This is a genomic window from Actinoplanes nipponensis (assembly GCF_016862275.1).
GTDB lineage: Bacteria > Actinomycetota > Actinomycetes > Mycobacteriales > Micromonosporaceae > Actinoplanes > Actinoplanes nipponensis.
In genome coordinates this window covers 1-18,586 of record NZ_BOMQ01000056.1, presented here as the reverse complement: position 1 = coordinate 18,586, position 18,586 = coordinate 1, and the positions used below count along the sequence as shown (strand labels likewise).

At 71.8% G+C, this 18,586-nt stretch carries 19 protein-coding genes; 7 read left to right on the top strand and 12 right to left on the bottom strand.

Translation table 11 applies throughout. From position 1 onward, the window contains the following. The first annotated feature begins 89 nt into the window (after positions 1–89). Complete coding sequence (locus Ani05nite_RS23805; RefSeq protein WP_377882862.1) at positions 90–1,166, top strand: cation diffusion facilitator family transporter; 1,077 nt, start codon at positions 90–92, stop codon at positions 1,164–1,166. A 10-nt stretch (positions 1,167–1,176) separates the two neighbouring features. Continuing rightward, entirely contained in the window at positions 1,177–2,259 is a 1,083-nt protein-coding gene (locus tag Ani05nite_RS23800; RefSeq protein ID WP_203771589.1) for a DUF3866 family protein, read from the top strand. 954 nt (positions 2,260–3,213) lie between these two features. Here Ani05nite_RS23800 and Ani05nite_RS23795 read toward each other — a convergent pair. Beyond that, positions 3,214–3,843 (bottom strand): O-methyltransferase, encoded by a 630-nt coding sequence (locus Ani05nite_RS23795; RefSeq protein ID WP_203771587.1) that lies wholly within the window; start codon positions 3,841–3,843, stop codon positions 3,214–3,216. Positions 3,844–3,905: 62 nt separating this feature from the next. On the opposite strand from Ani05nite_RS23795, the gene Ani05nite_RS23790 reads away from it, so the two are divergent. Continuing rightward, on the top strand, positions 3,906–4,415 hold the full coding sequence (locus Ani05nite_RS23790) for a helix-turn-helix domain-containing protein (protein WP_203771585.1): 510 nt from the start codon (positions 3,906–3,908) through the stop codon (positions 4,413–4,415). A 4-nt stretch (positions 4,416–4,419) separates the two neighbouring features. Here Ani05nite_RS23790 and Ani05nite_RS23785 read toward each other — a convergent pair whose 3' ends face one another. Together Ani05nite_RS23785 and pafA are read right to left on the bottom strand one after the other, a co-directional pair. After that, positions 4,420–4,641 (bottom strand): hypothetical protein, encoded by a 222-nt coding sequence (locus Ani05nite_RS23785; protein ID WP_203771685.1) that lies wholly within the window; start codon positions 4,639–4,641, stop codon positions 4,420–4,422. Positions 4,642–4,665: 24 nt separating this feature from the next. Further along, positions 4,666–6,024, bottom strand: a complete 1,359-nt coding sequence (gene pafA, locus Ani05nite_RS23780) for a Pup--protein ligase (RefSeq protein ID WP_203771583.1) — start codon at positions 6,022–6,024, stop codon at positions 4,666–4,668. Positions 6,025–6,152: 128 nt separating this feature from the next. Between pafA and rfbB the strand changes: the two genes are divergently transcribed. After that, positions 6,153–7,127: a dTDP-glucose 4,6-dehydratase gene (gene rfbB, locus Ani05nite_RS23775; RefSeq protein WP_203771580.1), complete on the top strand. Its 975-nt coding sequence runs from the start codon at positions 6,153–6,155 to the stop codon at positions 7,125–7,127. A gap of 146 nt (positions 7,128–7,273) precedes the next feature. Here rfbB and prcA read toward each other — a convergent pair whose 3' ends face one another. From prcA to arc, 6 genes are all read right to left on the bottom strand, one after another. Then, complete coding sequence (gene prcA / locus Ani05nite_RS23770) at positions 7,274–8,131, bottom strand: proteasome subunit alpha (protein WP_203771578.1); 858 nt, start codon at positions 8,129–8,131, stop codon at positions 7,274–7,276. A gap of 57 nt (positions 8,132–8,188) precedes the next feature. Further along, entirely contained in the window at positions 8,189–9,028 is an 840-nt protein-coding gene (gene prcB / locus Ani05nite_RS23765) for a proteasome subunit beta (protein WP_203771576.1), read from the bottom strand. Beyond that, positions 8,947–9,213, bottom strand: a complete 267-nt coding sequence (locus Ani05nite_RS41325; protein ID WP_239130545.1) for an endonuclease VII domain-containing protein — start codon at positions 9,211–9,213, stop codon at positions 8,947–8,949. Before Ani05nite_RS41325 ends, prcB begins: the two co-directional genes overlap by 82 nt. A gap of 442 nt (positions 9,214–9,655) precedes the next feature. Then, positions 9,656–9,871 carry a ubiquitin-like protein Pup gene (locus tag Ani05nite_RS23755; RefSeq protein ID WP_023364349.1) on the bottom strand — a complete coding sequence of 72 codons (216 nt, stop codon included), beginning with the start codon at positions 9,869–9,871 and terminating at the stop codon, positions 9,656–9,658. A gap of 93 nt (positions 9,872–9,964) precedes the next feature. Beyond that, entirely contained in the window at positions 9,965–11,482 is a 1,518-nt protein-coding gene (dop, locus tag Ani05nite_RS23750; RefSeq protein ID WP_344935270.1) for a depupylase/deamidase Dop, read from the bottom strand. Between the two features lie 179 nt (positions 11,483–11,661). Then, positions 11,662–13,440 (bottom strand): proteasome ATPase, encoded by a 1,779-nt coding sequence (gene arc, locus Ani05nite_RS23745; RefSeq protein ID WP_203771574.1) that lies wholly within the window; start codon positions 13,438–13,440, stop codon positions 11,662–11,664. Positions 13,441–13,615: 175 nt separating this feature from the next. Here arc and Ani05nite_RS23740 point away from each other — a divergent pair, with 175 nt between their 5' ends. Beyond that, positions 13,616–13,909, top strand: coding sequence for a ferredoxin (locus Ani05nite_RS23740; RefSeq protein WP_203771572.1), 294 nt, complete (start codon positions 13,616–13,618; stop codon positions 13,907–13,909). Positions 13,910–13,966: 57 nt separating this feature from the next. On the opposite strand, the gene Ani05nite_RS23735 is transcribed toward Ani05nite_RS23740, so the two are convergent. From Ani05nite_RS23735 to Ani05nite_RS23725, 3 genes are all read right to left on the bottom strand, one after another. Then, on the bottom strand, positions 13,967–14,557 hold the full coding sequence (locus Ani05nite_RS23735) for a hypothetical protein (protein WP_203771570.1): 591 nt from the start codon (positions 14,555–14,557) through the stop codon (positions 13,967–13,969). A 75-nt stretch (positions 14,558–14,632) separates the two neighbouring features. Continuing rightward, complete coding sequence (locus tag Ani05nite_RS23730; protein ID WP_203771568.1) at positions 14,633–15,580, bottom strand: tRNA (adenine-N1)-methyltransferase; 948 nt, start codon at positions 15,578–15,580, stop codon at positions 14,633–14,635. An 11-nt stretch (positions 15,581–15,591) separates the two neighbouring features. After that, positions 15,592–16,662, bottom strand: a complete 1,071-nt coding sequence (locus tag Ani05nite_RS23725) for a site-2 protease family protein (RefSeq protein WP_203771667.1) — start codon at positions 16,660–16,662, stop codon at positions 15,592–15,594. Positions 16,663–16,832: 170 nt separating this feature from the next. On the opposite strand from Ani05nite_RS23725, the gene Ani05nite_RS23720 reads away from it, so the two are divergent. Together Ani05nite_RS23720 and Ani05nite_RS23715 are read left to right on the top strand one after the other, a co-directional pair. After that, positions 16,833–17,975, top strand: coding sequence for a RecB family exonuclease (locus Ani05nite_RS23720; RefSeq protein ID WP_203771566.1), 1,143 nt, complete (start codon positions 16,833–16,835; stop codon positions 17,973–17,975). A 401-nt stretch (positions 17,976–18,376) separates the two neighbouring features. Beyond that, a partial coding sequence (locus tag Ani05nite_RS23715; RefSeq protein WP_203771564.1) for a hypothetical protein occupies positions 18,377–18,586 on the top strand: 210 nt, incomplete at its 3' end.

The window sequence follows — 18,586 nt, the reverse complement described above, 5'->3', positions numbered from 1 at the left end:
GAGGAAACGCTAGCAGCAACGACGCCGGATGGCGGCAGCCGGAAGCCGGGCCGGGGTTATTCGTGCGGTCCGGGGGGAAACCAGCACCCGTGCCCGAGACGACGCCCGCCACCCCCGCCCCCCGTACCGCCGACGAGGACCTTCCGGTCGGCGTGGCCGGCGCCTCGGCGCTGCCCGCGCCGGCGGAGCCCGGCCACCCGGGCGCCGCCGGGGAGGAGCAGGGCAGCGAGAGCGTCGGCACCGTCATCGTCGCGGGCCTGGCCAACCTGGCCATCGCCGCCGCGAAGCTGGTGGCGGGCCTGCTGTCCGGCTCGGCGGCGATGCTGTCGGAGGCCGCGCACTCGCTCGCCGACACGGTCACCGAGGTGTTCCTGTTCGTCGCGCTGCGCCGCGGCACCAAGGAGCCCGACGAGGAGCACCCGTTCGGCTACGGCAAGGAGAGCTTCGTCTGGGCGTTCATCGCGGCCGTGTTCACCTTCGTCGGCGGCGCCGGCTTCTCGATCTACCACGGCGTGACGACCATCATGAGCGGCGAGCACAGCGGCAACTTCCTGGTGTCGTACATCGTGCTGGCCGTGTCGTTCGTGGCGGAGGGCGTCTCGTTCCTCAAGGCGCAGCGGCAGGTGACCGGCGAGTCGCGGCGGTGGAACGTGTCCCGCCGGCGGTTCCTGCGGGCCACCTCGGACACCACGGTCAAGGCGGTCTACTTCGAGGACTCCGCGGCCCTGATCGGCCTGATCCTGGCCGCCGCCGGCATCGCGCTGTCTCAGCTCACCGGCTCGGAGCTCTGGGACGGCCTGGCCTCGATCGCGATCGGCCTGCTGCTGCTGGTGGTGGCCACCGTGCTGGCCCGCGCCAACGTGTCGCTGCTGGTCGGCCGGGCGGTGCCGCGCCGCATCCACAACCAGATCGCCGACGACCTGGCCGGCATCCCGGTGGTGACCGCGGTCCCGACGCTGCTGACCATGCAGCTGGGCCCGGGCGTCATCCTGGTCGCCGCGAAGGTCGACTTCCACGACGACGTGAGCGGCGGCGAGATCGAGGCGGCCTCGGACGAGGCCGAGCGCCGGCTGCGGGCCCGTTACCCCGCCATCCGGTACGTGTTCCTGGACCCGACGCGCGGCCGGGCGGGGCACAACCACCGCGACGGCGGGGTGGACATATAGGGTCGCCGCCATGGTGCGCTGGCGATCAGGAACGGTGTCCGCGGTACGGCGCGCGTGGCGCGGCGCCGTCGAGCTCGAGGTGACGACGGAGCAGGGCACGCTGCGGGCGCTGGCCTACCCGGCCCTGACCGGTACGCCCGAGCCGGGCGACCGGGTCCTGCTGAACGTGGGCGCCCAGGTCATGGGCCTGGGCACCGGCGGCTACGCGCTCGTGGTGGCGCTGCCCGACCGGCTGCCCGAGGACCCGCCGTCGGCGGGCACCGACCGCGACGCCGGCCACCTGGTCAAGGCCCGGTACACGCCGCTGCAGCCGATCCTGCTGGGCGTGGACGAGGAGGCGTCGCCGCACCGCGCGGTGATGGCGGCCGCCGACAGCCTGGACGGCATGCCCGTGGTGACGGCGGACCTGCACTCGGCGCTGCCGGCGGTGCTGGCCGGCATCCACGCGGACCGCCCGGACGCCAAGGTGGCGTACGTGATGACCGACGGCGGCGCGCTGCCGGCCTGGTTCTCCCGCACCCTCGACGGCCTGCGCGAGCACCTGGCCGGCACGGTCACGACGGGCCAGGCGTTCGGCGGCGACCTGGAGGCGGCGACGCTGCACACCGGCCTGCTGGCGGCCCGGCACGTGCTCGGCGCCGACGTGGCGATCGTGGCGCAGGGCCCGGGCAACCTGGGCACGGGCACGCCCTGGGGCTTCTCCGGCGTGGCGCTGGGCGAGGCGGTGAACGCGATCGTGGCCCTGCGCGGCACACCGGTCGGCTCGCTGCGCATCTCGGACGCGGACCCCCGCCCCCGCCACCGCGGCGTCTCCCACCACAGCCTCACCGCGTACGGGAAGGTCGCGCTGGTCCCCGCGGACCTGGTCGTCCCGGACGACCTGCCGGCCGACCTGGCCAAGCAGGTGGAGGAGGCACTGGCGCCGCTGGCGACGCTGCACCGCGTGGTCACGGTGGCCACCGCCGGCCTGGACGCGGCCCTGCAGGCCAGCCCGGTCCGGCTGTCCACGATGGGCCGCGGCCTCCTGGACGACCACGCCTACTTCGTGACGGCGGCCGCGGCGGGCCGCCACGCCGCCACCCTCATCCCCTGACCCCGCCACACCCACCTTCCCCCGCCCGCTCGGCCGCCCACCCGCCTGCCCGCCCGCACGGCCGCCTGCCCGCTCGCCGCCCGCCTGCCCGCACGGCCGCCTGCCCGCCTGCCCGCACGGCCGCCTGCCCGCCCGATCGGCCGCGCGCCTGCGCGCCACCCGCCGCCCGCCGCCCGCCACCCGCCGCCCGCCGCCCGCCGCCCGTGGATCTTGGAGAGCCCGGGGAGTCGGGAATTCGTTGAGTGGACGTCCATCTGGGTGGCGGTGAGGTCGAGACCGGTTTGGGTTGACGGCGCGGAAGTCCTTGCTGCCTCTTGGGGTAGTAGCCGCCCGTTGGTGTTCTCGTGCGGTCCGCCGCGCAGTCGGACGGCCCGGTCGGTCGCCTCGGCCGGGCGGTCGCTGACGAGCCGGCCCAGCCAGGACCGTGGGAACGTATCGCGGCCTCGGCAGGCGCCGGCGCGATGCCCTGAACGCAGCAACAGCCCGGACCGGCTCAGCCGTCCCCGGCGCCCAGCCGACACCGTCTCGGCCCGCACCGCCCGGCAGGCCCCGGGCCGGTCGTAGCGCCGCGTGGTCGGGCAGCGAGTGGCTTCTTACCTCCCGCGACACCGTCGAGGGCCGAGGCAACCAACCCCTGACCTCGCCTCCCAGGCCCCGCGGTCTCAAGATCCGTCCCCCAGCTCCACCCGGCAACCAGCCGGAACCGGATGGAACAAAGCACGCAGCCGGCAATCGGCGGGAGCGACGGTCAGCACCACGCAACCAGGCACGACCGAAATGCGATCCTGCCGTTGACCTTGCCGATCCCAGTCGGCCCTGCCGATCCCGGTCGGCCCTGCCGATCCCGGTCGGCCCTGACGATCCCCGTCGGCCCTGACGATCCCGGGCCGCCGCCTTGACGATCCCGGTCCGCCTCGACGATCCCGATCCCGATCGGCCTTGGCGATCCCCTGCTCAGCGCTTCCTGATGAGGGTGATCCCGTCGCGGACCGGGAGCATCACCGATTCCACCCGCTCGTCGCGCACGATCCGGTCGTTGAGCCGCTGGATCGCCTCGACCGCCGGGTGCCGCGCCGGCTCGAGGACCTGCCCCCGCTGCAGCACGTTGTCCAGCACCAGCAGTCCGCCCGGCCGCAGCCGGCGCAGCAGCTCTTCGTAGTACACGGGGTAGCCGGTCTTGTCCGCGTCGATGAAGCCGAAGTCGAACACCGGCTCGGGTGGCAGGGCCCGCAGCGTGTCCGCGGCCGGCGCCAGGCGCAGGTCGATCCGGTCGGCGAGCCCGGCGCGCTGCCAGTGGGTGCGGGCCAGCGCGGTCCATTCCGGCGAGGTGTCGCAGGCCAGGAGCCGGCCGTCGGCCGGCAGGCCGCGGGCGATGCAGATCGCCGAGTAGCCGGTGAAGACCCCCACCTCGACGGCGGTACGGGCGCCGATGAGCCGGACCAGCATCGTCAGCAGGCCGCCCTCGTCGTGGGAGACCTGCATGTGGGCGGCGTCGGGGAAGGCCGCCGCCGTCTCCGCGGCCAGGTCGGCCAGGACGGCGTCGGCGGGGGTGCAGTGGGCCAGGAGGTAGTCGCTGATCGTCATGCGGTAAGCGTCTAATATTTTCGACACTTGGACAAGAGGCGACTTTCCCGGATGCTTACCGGGTGGCCGACGAAGATCTGGTGCTGCGGGACCCGGCGCAGTTCAAGGCGCTGGGGCATCCGCTGCGGCACCGGCTGCTGATCGCGCTGCGCCAGCGGCCCGCCACCCTCGCCCAGCTCGCGGCCGCCCTGGGCGCCGCCAAGGGCACGGTCGGCTACCACGTCAAGGTGCTGCACGACGCCGGCCTGGTGCGGGTGACCCACGAGCGGCGGGTGCGCGGCGGCACCGAGCAGTACTACGCGCCGGCCAGCGAGCGGCTGCGCATCGCGCCGGACGCGCCGGTGGGTGGGGAGTTCCTGGTGCGGGCCGCGCTGGCCGAGATGCTGCCGCCGGCGCCGGATGATCCGGATCGGACCCTGCTGCGCCACGTCCGGCTGACCGCCGAGCAGGCGGCCGGGGTCGCGGCCGCGCTGGAGGCCCTGCAGCTGCCGGACGGGCCCGAGGGCCGGCCGTACGGGGTGCTGCTCAGCGTCTACCGCGCGGACATCCCGGTGCTGCCGCCGGACGACTGAACGGTCAGCCGAAGAAGATCAGGTAGAGCCAGCCCAGCAGGAACAGGGCCAGGACGGTGGCCAGGACCCACGTCGGCACCTTGTGGTCGCCGGCGCGGGCCGTCCGGACCTGCGCGCGGATGCGCTCGCGGCGGCGCTCCACGCGCCCCCACATGACGTCCTCGAAGCTGCGCTCCGGCTTCTCGCCGGGCGGGTGCTGGTCGGGCTCGCGCGCTGGTGTCGTCATGGCCCGACCAGCCTACCGTCCGTCTCACATGCTCGCGATGAGCCGTTCCACCCGCTCGTCGTAGGCGCGGAACGGGTCCTTGCACAGCACCGTGCGCTGCGCCTGGTCGTTGAGCTTGAGATGCACCCAGTCGACCGTGAAGTCGCGCCGCTTCTCCTGCGCGTGCCGGATGAACTCGCCGCGCAGCCGCGCCCGGGTCGTCTGCGGCGGCGTCTCCTTGGCCTCGAAGATCTCCAGGTCGTTGGAGATGCGGTCGACCTGCTGGCGCTTCTCCATCAGCGCGTACAGGCCACGGCCGCGGCGCACGTCGTGGTACGCCAGGTCGAGCTGGGCGATCCGCGGGTGCGACATCGGCATCTCGTGCTTGGCCTGGTACCGCTCGATCAGCTTGTACTTCGACACCCAGTCGATCTCGCGCGACACCGGGTCGAGGTCGCCGCTCTCGATCGCGTTGAGCACCCGGCCCCACAGCTCGACGACCCGCTTGGCGGTCGGGTCGCCGCCCCGGCGCTCGACGAACTCGGTGGCCTTCGCGAGGTACTCCTGCTGGATCTCCAGCGCGCTGACCTCCTTGTTGTTGGCCAGGCGGATCTTGCGGCGACCGGTGATGTCGTGCGACACCTCGCGGATGGCCCGGATCGGGTTCTCCAGCGACAGGTCGCGCATGACCACACCGGCCTCGATCATCCGCAGCACGATGTCGGCGCTGCCGACCTTGAGCAGCGTGGTGACCTCGTTCATGTTGGAGTCGCCGACGATGACGTGCAGGCGCCGGTAGCGCTCGGCGTCGGCGTGCGGCTCGTCGCGGGTGTTGATGATCGGGCGGCTGCGCGTCGTCGCGCTGGAGACGCCCTCCCAGATGTGCTCGGCCCGCTGCGAGAGGCAGAAGACCGCCCCGCGCGGGGTCTGCAGCACCTTGCCGGCGCCGCAGATCAGCTGCCGGGTGACGAGGAACGGGATGAGCACGTCGGCCAGGCGGCCGAACTCGCCGTGCCGGCTGACGAGGTAGTTCTCGTGGCAGCCGTAGGAGTTGCCGGCCGAGTCGGTGTTGTTCTTGAAGAGGTAGATCTCGCCGGCGATGCCCTCGTCGTGCAGACGCTTCTCCGCGTCGACCAGAAGGCCCTCCAGGATCCGCTCGCCGGCCCGGTCGTGGGCGACCAGGTCGGTGACGGAGTCGCACTCGGGGGTCGCGTACTCGGGGTGGGAACCGACATCGAGGTAGAGGCGGGCACCGTTGCGGAGGAACACGTTGCTGGAGCGTCCCCAGGACACCACTCGGCGGAACAGGTAGCGGGCCACTTCGTCCGGAGAAAGCCGCCGCTGTCCCCGGTAGGTGCACGTGACTCCGTACTCGGTTTCGAGGCCGAAAATTCGCCGTTCCATGACGAAACACTAGCCGCACAGGGGGCGTCAGCGGCAGTGACAACGCGCCCTTTCACCGACGCGGAGCGTGGCGTCCCCTTCAGAAGATCAACTACCAGGCCCACCACCTGCGGATACACTGCCGCTTGATGAATCTTCTGATCACCGGCGGCGCCGGCTTCATCGGCTCCCACTTCGTCCGCAGCGTGCTCACCGACGCGCTGCCGGGGCTCGAGGGCGCCCGCGTCACGGTGCTCGACAAGCTGACGTACGCGGGCACCTTCGCCAGCCTCGGCCCGGTCGCGGAGAGCAAACGCCTCGACTTCGTCCCCGGCGACATCGCCGACGCCGACCTGGTCGCCTCGGTCCTGCCCCGCCACGACGCGGTGGTGCACTTCGCGGCCGAGTCCCACGTCGACCGCTCCATCCGGGCGGCCGCCGAGTTCGCCACGACCAACGTGGTCGGCACCCAGGTGCTGCTGGACGCGGCGCTGCGGCACGGCACCGCCCGCTTCGTGCACGTGTCCACCGACGAGGTCTACGGCTCGATCGGCACGGGCGCGTGGACGGAACGCTCGCCACTGGCGCCGAACTCGCCGTACGCGGCCACCAAGGCGGGCGCGGACCTGCTGGCCCTGGCGTACCACCGCACCCACGGCCTGCCCGTCGTGGTGACCCGCAGCGCCAACAACTACGGGCCGTACCAGCACCCCGAGAAACTGGTCCCCCGGTTCGTCACGAACCTGCTGGAGGGCCGCACGGTGCCGCTGTACGGCCACGGCGAGCAGGTGCGCGACTGGGTGCACGTGGACGACCACTGCCGGGGCACGGCGCTGGTGCTGCTGGCGGGCCGGGCGGGCGAGGTCTACCACATCGGCGGGAACCGGGAACTGACCAACCGCGAGCTGACCGGCATGCTGCTGCGGGAGTGCGGGGCGGACTGGGACCGGGTGGTCACGGTCGAGGACCGCAAGGGCCACGACCAGCGGTACGCGCTGGACGACGAGCGCATCCGGCAGGAGCTGGGCTACCGGCCGCGGGTGGAGTTCGAGCAGGGGCTGGCCGAGACCGTGCGGTGGTACCGGGAGCACGAGGAGTGGTGGCGCCCGCTCGTCATCGACTGACCGCCGGAAGGCCCGCACTCCCACGAAGGCGCAGGACCGCGTCGCCGCCGCACCGTCCGGCCCGCGCCGGGCGCGTCAGCAACCCACCGCCGCTCCCCCAGCCCCGGGCCGACGGCCGAGGGCTGGGGACGCGAGCGGAGGACGGCTCAGGAGCCGTCGCCGTTGGTGCCGTCCGCCGGCTCGGCCTTGTCGGCCGGCGGCTTGCCCTCCAGGTCGACCGAGGCGGCCGAGACCGTGGGCTTGTCCTCGGCGGGGGCCGGCGGCGCCACGTCGCCCGCCTCGCCGATCTCCTTCTCCGGCTCGTCCTTGCCGCCCTCGAGCAGCGTGGTCAGCGCCGCGCCGGCGATCCGGCGGAAGGTGCGGCCCTTGCGGTTGCGGTCCAGCACCGCCACCTCGAGCTGGGAGGCGCCCAGCGTGCGCGGGGTGCCGTTCTCCCCGCCGACGCTGGCCAGGCCCTCCACCGCGAGCGCCAGGGCGCTGGGCAGGTCCGCCGCGACGTCGTGACGGGACTTCAGCACGGTCGAGATGGCCTCGGCGGAGCCGCCCATCGCCATGAAGCCGGGCTCGTCCTGCACCGAACCGTCGTACGTGATCCGGTAGAGCTCGTCGCTCTCGGGCGAGGCGCCGACCTGCGCGACGCAGATCTCCACCTCGTACGGCTTCTGCGTCTCGGAGAAGATCGCGCCGAGCGTCTGGGTGTAGGCGTTGGCCAGGGCCCGGCCGGTGACGTCCCGGCGGTCGTAGGCCAGCCCGTTCAGGTCGGCCATCCGCACGCCGGCCCGGCGCAGGCTCTCGAACTCGTTGTAGCGGCCGACCGCCGCGAAGCCGATCCTGTCGTACAGCTCGCTGATCTTGCGCAGCGAGGTGAGGTTCTCGGCGACCAGCAGCACGCCGCCCTCGTAGGTGAGGACGACGGCGGAACGGCCGCGGGCGATGCCCTTGCGGGCGTATTCCGAGCGGTCGCGCTGAACCTGCTCGGGTGAGGCGTAGAACTGCATGGCCACGGGTGGCAACTCCTTCGAAGACCGGATGGCGGGCTGGCTGCGAAAACCGGTGGGCGATCAGCCGCCCGGGTTCTCCATCCGTCCGGCGACGACCTGCTCGGCCACCGCGTTGATCTCGGCCTCGGTGAGCCGGTGGGTGCTGTCCGCGGTCGCGGTCATCACCACCGGGTAGATCTTCCGGGTCAGGTCGGGTCCGCCGGTCGCCGTGTCGTCGTCGGCGGCGTCGTAGAGCGCCTCCACCGCCAGCCGGATCGCGTCCTGGGTGCTGACGCCGGGGCGGTACCGCTTCTTCAGGGCCGACTTGGCGAACAGCGAGCCGGAGCCGATCGCGTCGTAGCCGGTCTCCTCGTAGAGGCCGCCCGCGACGTCGAAGCTGAAGATGCGGCCGACCTTGGACGGGTCGGCCGGGGACAGGTCGAAGCCCGCGAAGAGCGGGACCACGGCCAGGCCCTGCATGGCCGCGCCGAGATTGCCGCGCACCATCGCGGCGAGCCGGTTGGCCTTGCCGTCGAGGGACAGCATCGCGCCCTCGATCTTCTCGTAGTGCTCCAGCTCGACCTGGAAGATGCGCATCAGCTCGATGCCGATGCCGGCCGTGCCGGCGATGCCGATCAGCGAGTACGCGTCGGCCGGGTGCACCTTCTCGATGTCCCGGCTGGCGATGAGGTTGCCCATGGTGGCCCGCCGGTCGCCGGCCATCACGACGCCCTCGGCGGTGGCGATGGCGACGATGGTCGTGCCGTGCGGCGCGATGTCGGCGGCCATCCCCGGCGGCAGCGGCCGGCGACCCGGCAGCAGCTCGGGGGCGGCCTGGCTCAGGAACTGCGTGAAGGAGGACGTCCCCGCGTTGGTGAACACATCTGGAAGACGCCCGGATGGATCAAAACCCGCTGCCACGTGGTTCCTTTCAGGTACGTAATAGCTTCGGCGAGGAACACCGGGCTGTCCCGGAACTGCCCCAGGCCGCCGTTGCAGTTGAAGCACAGTATCCCGCGAACCCAGCCGGTGCGGTGATCGTGATCGACATGTTGGGGATCAGGGGCGCCGCAGATGGCACAGAGGCCTCCTTGCTTGGCGAGCATCTCGGTGACCTCGACCTGACCGATGCCGTAGCGCCGCCGCAGGTGGTACTCGCGCGTGCCACCGTGCAGTCGATCCTTCGACTCTTTGCCGCGAGCGTTATGGCACGGTTTGCAGTACCTGCCGTAGCCACCGGTACCGCTTCGGCTACGGGGGAACTCCGTCAGGAGCCGAACGGACCCGCAGTCAGGGCAGTATCGGTGGCCTTCCGGGACCACCCGCGGGGCCTGGACAGCTCGGCCGTGGCGTTCCTGGATCCGCTTGGCATAGCTTGCCTTGGACCTGACGTTGTAGCAGTCCTTGCAGTAGCTACCACGGCCGCTCGGACGCTTGCTACCGGCGCAGAACTGTTCCAACGGCTTCCATTCGTCACAATCGCGGCAGCGCCGTTCGCCGTCACGATCGTCCAACCCCCGCGGCATGTCCGAATTGCCCATCTATGCCCTATTCGCCGCCTTTCTGCACATAGCCGCGGACGAACTCCTCGGCATTCTCTTCAAGGACGGAGTCGATTTCGTCGAGCAGGTCGTCGACGTCCTCGGTGATCTCGGCGTGCCGCTCGGCCACCTCGGGGTTCGCCTCGGTGGTGACGTCCTCGATCTCCTCGTCGCGCTTGCCCTTGCCGGACTGCGACTGACCGCCGGTGTCTCGCGTTGCCATGGCTGTCCCCCTTCATGACCCAACTGGTTCGGGTTGGGAAAAACTTACCTCGCGGGTCCGACGAAAAACGTCCGCCCACCCGGGCGATTCTCGTCAGCGGCTGGTGATCACCTCGAGCAGGTCCTTCGCGGTGTCGCACTTGTCGAACAGGGCGCCGACGTGCTTCCTGGTGCCCCGTTCGGGCTCCATCATCGGCACCCGGACCAGCGACTCGCGCCCGACATCGAAGATCACCGAGTCCCAGCTGGCCGCGACCACTTCGGACGCGTACCGGGCCAGGCACTGGCCGCGGAAGTAGGCCCGGGTGTCCTCGGGCGGCTCGACCATCGCGCGGCGCGTCTCGTCGTCGTCCAGCAGCGTCTTCATCGAGCCGCGGGCGACCAGGCGGTGGTACAGGCCCTTCTCGGTCCGTACGTCGGAGTACTGCAGGTCGACCAGCTGCAGCTTGGGCGACGACCAGGTGAGGTTCTCCCGCTCGCGGTAGCCCTCCAGCAGCCGCAGCTTGGCCACCCAGTCGAGCTGGTCGCTGAGCTGCATCGGGTCGCGGCCGAGCTGGTCCAGCACGTCCTCCCAGCGCTGCAGGACGTCGGCGGTCTGCTCGTCGGTGTCGGCGCCGTAGCGCTCGTCGCAGAACGCCTTGGCCCGCTCGTAGTACGCCCACTGCAGGTCCAGCGCGGTGAGCTTGCGGCCGTCGCGCAGCCGCATGAGGTGTTTGAGCGAGGGGTCGTGGCTGACCGCCTTGAGCTCGGAGACGGGGTCGGCGATGCCGAGCTCGCCGGTGAAGACCTTCTCCTCGATCATGTTGAGGATCAGGGCCGTCGTGCCGACCTTGAGGTAGGTGGAGATCTCGGAGAGGTTGGCGTCGCCGATGATGACGTGCAGCCGGCGGTACTTGTCCGCGTCGGAGTGGGGCTCGTCGCGGGTGTTGATGATCGGTCGCTTGAGCGTGGTCTCGAGGCCCACCTCGACCTCGAAGAAGTCGGCGCGCGAGGAGATCTGGAAGCCGGCGCCGCTGCCGTCCTGGCCGATGCCGACGCGGCCGGCGCCGCAGAAGATCTGCCGGGTGACGAAGAACGGGGTCAGGTGGGCCACGATGTCGGCGAAGGGCGTCTGCCGGCGCATGAGGTAGTTCTCGTGCGAGCCGTACGAGGCGCCCTTGTTGTCGGTGTTGTTCTTGTAGAGCTGGATGCGGTGGGTGCCGGGGATCGTGGCGGCCCGCCGCGACGCCTCGGCCATGACCCGTTCGCCGGCCTTGTCCCAGCGGACGATGTCCATCGGGTTGGTGCACTCCGGCGTGCTGTATTCCGGGTGGGCGTGGTCGACGTAGAGGCGGGCGCCGTTGGTCAGTATCACGTTGGCCAGGCCGAGGTCCTCGTCGGCGAGCGCGTCGGCCGGGTCGTACGCGGCGCCGGAGTAGGTGAAGCCGCGGGCGTCGCGCAGCGGCGACTCCTCCTCGTAGTCCCACCGGGCCCGGCCGCCGCGGTTGAGCTCCGGCCGGGCGCCGTAGGCGTTGACCACCTGCGACGAGGTGACCATCGGGTTGGCGCCGGGCTGCCCGGGCACCGAAATGCCGTACTCGACCTCGGTACCCATGATCCTGCGAACGCTCATACCGCCACCCCACCCGCCACTGTGCTGCCGTTGCCCATGTATCGAGCCTAGACGCTTCCCTGTCCGTTCTCTCACCCGCACGTGCGCACCACAACACGCAGGGTGGAGATGCACGACGCGGACGGGGCGGCGCCTCGTAGCGCCTCCCCGCCCGCGTCGGGCGTTGCTGTTGCCCCTGCCTACAGGTATTGACCGGTGTTGCTGGCCGTCTCGATGGAGCGGCCGGCCTCGGCGCCCTTGCCGCCGGAGACCAGCGTGCGGATGTAGACGATCCGCTCGCCCTTCTTGCCGGAGATGCGGGCCCAGTCGTCGGGGTTGGTGGTGTTGGGCAGGTCCTCGTTCTCGCGGAACTCGTCGACGCAGCTGTCGAGCAGGTGCTGCAGCCGCAGCCCCTTCTTGCCGGAGGTGAGGAACTCCTTGATCGCCATCTTCTTGCCGCGGTCGACGATGTTCTGGATCATCGCGCCGGAGTTGAAGTCCTTGAAGTACAGGACCTCCTTGTCACCGTTGGCGTAGGTGACCTCCAGGAAGCGGTTCTCCTCCGTCTCGGTGTACATCCGCAGGACGACGGCCTCGATCATCGCGGCGACGGTGACGTCGCGGTCGCCGCCGTGCTCGGTGAGGTCGTCCTCGCTCAGCGGCAGGCCGCTGAGGATGTACTTGGCGAAGATGTCCTTCGCCGCCTCCGCGTCCGGGCGCTCGATCTTGATCTTCACGTCGAGGCGGCCGGGGCGCAGGATCGCCGGGTCGATCATGTCTTCCCGGTTGGAGGCGCCGATGACGATGACGTTCTCCAGGCCCTCGACGCCGTCGATCTCGCTGAGCAGCTGCGGGACGATGGTGTTCTCCACGTCGGAGGAGACGCCGGAGCCCCGGGTACGGAAGATCGAGTCCATCTCGTCGAAGAACACGATGACCGGCGTGCCCTCGCCGGCCTTCTCCCGGGCCCGCTGGAAGACCAGGCGGATGTGCCGCTCGGTCTCGCCCACGTACTTGTTGAGCAGCTCGGGACCCTTGATGTTGAGGAAGTAGCTGGTGTGCTTCTCCTCGCCGCGGCGCTCGGCGATCTTCTTCGCCAGCGAGTTGGCGACCGCCTTGGCGATCAGGGTCTTGCCGCAGCCGGGCGGGCCGTAGAGCAGGATGCCCTTCGGCGGGCGCAGCTGGTGCTCCCGGAACAGGTCGGCGTGCAGGAACGGCAGCTCCACCGCGTCGCGGATCTGCTCGATCTGCGAGTGCAGACCGCCGATGTCGGAGTAGTCGACGTCCGGCACTTCCTCGAGGACGAGCTCCTCGACCTCGCTCTTCGGGATGCGCTCGTAGGCGTACGCCGAGCGCGGCTCGATCATGAGCGAGTCGCCGGCCCGCAGCTTGGACACCTGCAGCGAGTCGGCCAGGTGGACGATCCGCTCCTCGTCGGCGTGCGAGATCACCAGCGCCCGGTCGCCCGGACCGCCGGCGGGGTTCTCGAGGACCTCCTTGAGCAGGACGACCTCGCCGACCCGCTCGTAGCCGAAGGCGTCGACAACGTTCAGCGCGTCGTTGAGCAGGACTTCCTGCCCCCGCTTGAGATCCTCGACCACGAGCGACGGCGAGACCGCCACCCGCAGCTTGCGACCGCCGGTGAAGACATCGACAGTGCCGTCCTCGTGGGCGGCCAGGAAAACGCCGTAACCGCTGGGCGGCTGGGCGAGCCGGTCAATCTCTTCTTTGAGAGTGACGATCTGGGATCGGGCTTCCTTGAGGGTCGCCACGAGCCGGTCGTTGTTCTCGGTCAGTCGGGCCAGCTGCGCCTGCGTTGCCGCGAGCCGCTCCTCGAGCTGCCGGACGTGTCGGGGGCTTTCGGTCAACTTGCGCCGTACCAGAGCGAGTTCCTCCTGCAGGAACGCAACCTGGCTGGAGAGATCGTTGGCCTCTTTCTCCCAACGTGCGGCGCCTGACGCCTCGTCGCTACGTGCCACGTCCCACCTCCCCGGGGGCTCGAACGTCTTGGGGATAACACTAACCGCTGCGGACGGGTTTTCGACCCATGCAACACCCTCGTCACTGAACCTTGATCGATCGGGGCCGTGCGGCGCACCGGGTGGTCAGGGGGTTCGGGTACCGTCGGAGCGGGCTAGTTGGGGGAGGTAAGCGGTGTCGACACAGACCGAGACAGACGCACTTGAGGTCTGGGTGGATCAGGACCTGTGCACCGGTGACGGACTGTGCGTGCAGTACGCACCCGAGGTGTTCGAATTCGACATCGACGGCCTGGCGTACGTCAAGGACAGCGCCGGTGAGCTGCTGCAGAGCCCCGGTGTGCGCACCGGGGTGCCGGCCCGGCTGCACCTGGAAGTGATCGACGCGGCCAAGGAGTGCCCGGGCGACTGCATCCACGTGGTGCGGGCCAGGGACGACGTGGAGATCGCGGGCCCGGACGCCGACTGAAGCGTTTTACGCCGCCGCGCCGGGCCGCGGAAGATCGACCCGGCGAAGCGGGAAATGTCACAGTGTCGGGCGTCCGACCAAAGATGCGACAACTCGGGAGAATTCCTCCAAGCGGGCAATTTGCCCCGGGCCACCGTCGTCGAGCGTCTTGCCGAAACGCAGCGCGTCGTGCCGCAGCGGCGCCCGGCCCTCCTCCTCGGCCATGCCGGGCGGGGGCACGGCGTCGTCCACGGAGCTGAGCAGCAGATAGACGTCGATGCTGTCGACCCGCGCCTGCCCGGTCGAGGTCCGGGTCAGCCGCCGGCGGCAGCCCACCTCGGTGACCGTCGACAGCGGGACCACCCGCAGGGATGACGTCATCGAGCCGACCGGCCCGTCGCCGGGCGCGACGTCCTCGCCGTGCCACAGCACCAGCCGGCTGCCGTCACAGATGACGACCTCCTGCCACACGCCGTTGACCTCGTTGACGAAGCGTTCCAGCGTGAAGCAGAGCACCGAGGCGCCGCGCAGCACCCCGAACAGGGCGTCGAGGGCCACCTCGGGGTCGCGCAGGTAGGCCCGGGCGGCCGAGTCCAGGTCCTCGTACGGCGACCAGTCCGGGAAGACCGCCGGCATCTCGTTGCTGCCACCGAACGGCGGAGAACTCATCGCGCCCACCCGATCCCTCCGCTCTGCGAACCCATCGAAACCCGCGACGGAAACTACCGGATCCGCCCGGGCGCGTCACACCCCGGGATCGTCGGCCGTCTCCGTGCGCTCGGCCGCCAGCGCCGCCTGAGCAGCCCGGCGCAGCGCGTACGCCTCGGCGCCCTTGCTCGGCTTGCGCCGCCGCGGCGGCGCCGTCACGCCGGGGGCCAGCTTGCGGGCCGAGACCAGGAACGCGGTGTGCGCGATCATCCGGTGGTCCGGGCGTACGGCGAGGCCCTCGGCGTGCCAGTCGCGCACCAGCGACTCCCAGGCCCGGGGCTCGGTCCAGCCGCCGCGCTCGCGGAGCGCCTCGACCAGCTCGGACAGCTGCGGCGTGGTGGCCACGTACCCGATGAAGACGCCGCCGGGGATCAGCGCGCGCTCGACCATGTCGAGGGCCTCCCAGGGGGTCAGCATGTCCAGCACGATCCGGTCGAAACCGGTCCCCTCGGCCTGCGCGACGTCACCGGAGTGCAGGTGCCAGGCGGGGTGCGGCCCGCCGAAGAACGCCTCGACGTTCTTGCGGGCGATGGCGGCGAAGTCGTCGCGCAGCTCGTAGGAGTGCAGCTCGCCGGTGCTGCCGACCGCGCGCAGCAGCGAGCAGGTCAGCGCGCCCGAGCCGACGCCGGCCTCCATGACCTTGGCGCCCGGGAAGATGTCGGCCATGGCCACGATCTGCGCGGCGTCCTTGGGGTAGATGACCTGCGCGCCGCGCGGCATCGACAGCACGTAGTCGGCGAGCAGCGGGCGCAGCGCCAGGTAGGCCGTGCCGCCCGCGGAGACCACGACGCTGCCGTCCGGCAGGCCGATCAGCGCGTCGTGGGCCAGCGCGCCGCGGTGGGTGTGGAACTCCTTGCCGTGCTCCAGCACGATGGTGTGCATGCGGTTCTTGGGATCCGTGAGCTGCACACGGTCGCCCTCGCGGAACGGCCCCCGGTGGGCGGGCACAGGCTCGTCGACGACGGTGGTGGGTTGGACTGTCACGGATCCCTCTCTCAGTTCGGTGCGGTGCGACGCGCGGCGCGGCGCGGCTCCAGCAGCTCGGCCAGGTCCGCCACGCGCAGCACGCCGACGACATCCTCCCCGGAGGTGACCACGTACTGCGCACCCGGGTGGGCCTGCACGGCCCGGACCACCTGCTCGCCGGTCAGCCCGAGCGGCAGGGTAGGCACCCGCTGCAGGTCACGCGCGACGGTGTCGACCGACACCCAGGGCCGGCGCGCGGCCGGCACGGCAGCGGCGGCGGCCGCGTCGACCAGCGCGACCACCCGGCCGCCGGCATCGGCGACGGCCAGGACGTCGGCGGCCCGGCCGGCGGCACCGGCCCGGCGGTGGGCCTCGGCCAGCGGCATGCCCGACGGTACGGCGAACAGCGGCCGCGCGAGCCGCCCCAGGTCGACCAGCGGGAACCGCCGCGTCATCCGGGCCAGCCGCATCGACTGACCGGCGCCCTGCCACAGCGTGAACACCACGAGCAGGATGAACACCAGGCCGAACACGGTCAGCAGGTTCAGCCGGTACAGCGTGAGCACGGCCAGCGCGGTGAGCACGGCAATGCCCCGCCCGGCCCAGGCGGCGGCCTCGGTGGCCCGGTTGCGGTCCTTGAGCAGCGCCCACAGGCCGGCCCGCAGCGCCCGCCCGCCGTCCAGCGGCAGCCCGGGCAGCACGTTGAAAACCGCGACGAGGACGTTGCTGACGGCGAGCTGGAAGGCGATCTGACCGGCCACGGTCCGGTCGGGCAGCGCGTACGCGGCGGCGCTGCCGAGGGCGCCCAGCACCAGGGAGACGGCCGGGCCGGCCAGCGAGACCAGGGCGTCGACGCGCGGCGTGGGCGCGTCCCGGTCCATCTCCGTGTAGCCGCCGAGCAGCTCCAGAGTGATCCCGCGCACACCGATGCCGTAACGCCGGGCGGTCAGGGCGTGCCCGAGCTCGTGCAACAGCACGGATCCGAGCAGGCAGGCCACGAAACCCAGCCCGACCGCGTACGCGAACGGCCCGGCCAGCCCCAGCTCGGCCTCGACGTAGCCGCCGTAGACCACGGTGACCAGCAGCGCGAGCAGCAGCATCGACGGGTTGAGACGCACCGGGATGCCCAGCACCCGTCCGACCGCCCGGCCCGGGCTGCGGGCGGGGCGGGTCTGCTGCGCGCTGTCGTCCACACGTCGATGCTACGGACCGCGCCTGAGAGGTCCCTGCCGCGACGGTTTCGTCGTACCCCTCCCCTAGCCTTACCCCCATGACGGCAGAAACGGTTTTGTCCCCATCCGCGGACCCGCAGCCCGGCTCCGCTCCCGGGCGCGGGGAGCGGCACGCCGGGCCGTCGCTGTCGCCGTCGCGCGCCGCGGATTTCAAGACCTGCCCCCTGCTGTTCCGCTTCCGCACCATCGACCGCCTGCCGGAGCAGCCGACGCCCGACCAGGTGCGCGGCACGCTGGTGCACGCGGTGCTGGAAAGCCTGTTCGACCTGCCGGCGGCCGAGCGGACGCCGGCGGCCGCGGCGGCGCTGGTGGCGCCGTCGTGGGCCCGGTTGCTCGAGCAGGAGCCGGCCCTGGCGGCGCTGTTCGCCGAGGTCGTCGCCGGCCCGGCGGCTCCGGCGGCTCCAGCCGCTCCGGCGGCTCCGGCGGCTCCAGCCGCTTCGGCGGCTCCGGCCGGGGCTGAGGGGCCGGCCTCGACCGGTGCGGGCGGCCTGTCGGAGGGGAAGACCGAGGCGGCCGGCGATCCGGTCGCCGCCGCTGCCGCCCCGGAAGCCCTGCCGGGTCTCGAGGCCGCCGCCGAGGCCGACCGGCTCGCCGCCTTCCTGGCCGGCGCGGGCGACCTGCTGGCCGGCTACTTCGCGGTCGAGGACCCGCGGCGTCTGGAGCCCGCCGAGCGCGAGAGCCTGGTGTCGACCCTGGTCGACGACGAGCTGCTGATCCGCGGCTACATCGACCGGCTCGACGTCTCCCCGGCCGGCGACCTGCGGGTGGTCGACTACAAGACCGGCGGCGCGCCCCGCGAGGCCTTCGAGGGGCGGGCGTTGTTCCAGCTCAAGTTCTACGCGCTCGTGCTGTGGCGCACCCGGGGCGTGGTGCCCAGGGTGCTGCGCCTGCTCTACCTCAAGGACGCGGAGATCTGCGACTACAGCCCGGACGCGGCGGAGCTGGAACGCTTCGAGCGCACCCTGGTGGCCCTGTCGCAGGCGATCGAGCGGGCCAAGCAGGACCGGGACTTCCGCCCGAAGCCCAGCAAGCTCTGCGGGTGGTGCAGCCACCAGCAGTTCTGCCCGGAGTTCGGCGGCACCCCGCCGCCGTACCCGGAGCCGGAGCACGCGCCCGAGGCGACACCGGTCCTGGAGACCCGGGACGACGCGATCGTGCTGCCCGGACCTCGCCAGTCCTGACCCGACGGCGGTGCACAAGTGCACGCGTTGCCGTCTTGGCGGTCGGGCGCCGGGGTGTTCGCCCCCATCCTGCGGCGTCACGGTGTCGACCCACGGGCGTGCGTGACGTCGGCGCGCGTTCGGCGAGTTTCTGGGGGTGGAGTGCGACGGCTTCATCGTGCAGTGGGGTGGGTGCTCTTGGGCCGACGGACGGCTGTGCCTGGCGTTGACCCGGCAACTCTCCGTGCCCGGCGACGCGATCTGCGGCGACCTCGGCGGGTCGCCGGCGTCCTGGCCGATCGACCTGCGGATGGGCCGCGCCGGAGCTGACCGGTCCCGAAGATCTGCCGCCGGACCGGGGCTTCCGTTTCGTCCCGGCGGGCGCGGCGCGGACAGCGGAACCGGCCGGGGTTCGAGCCGCGATGCAGCGTCACCCGCCGGTCCGCGCCGCCCTGCGCACAACCGCGCTGAACAGCGACCTGGCGCTGGAGCGGGCGGACCAGCGGGCCGGAGCGGCGAGCCGGGGCGGCGGCCGGGCGGAACCAGCGAGCGGGAGCGGCGGGCGGGAGCGGCGGGCGGGAGCGGCGGGCGGGAGCGGCGGGCGGGAGCGGCGGGCGGGAGCGGCGGGCGGG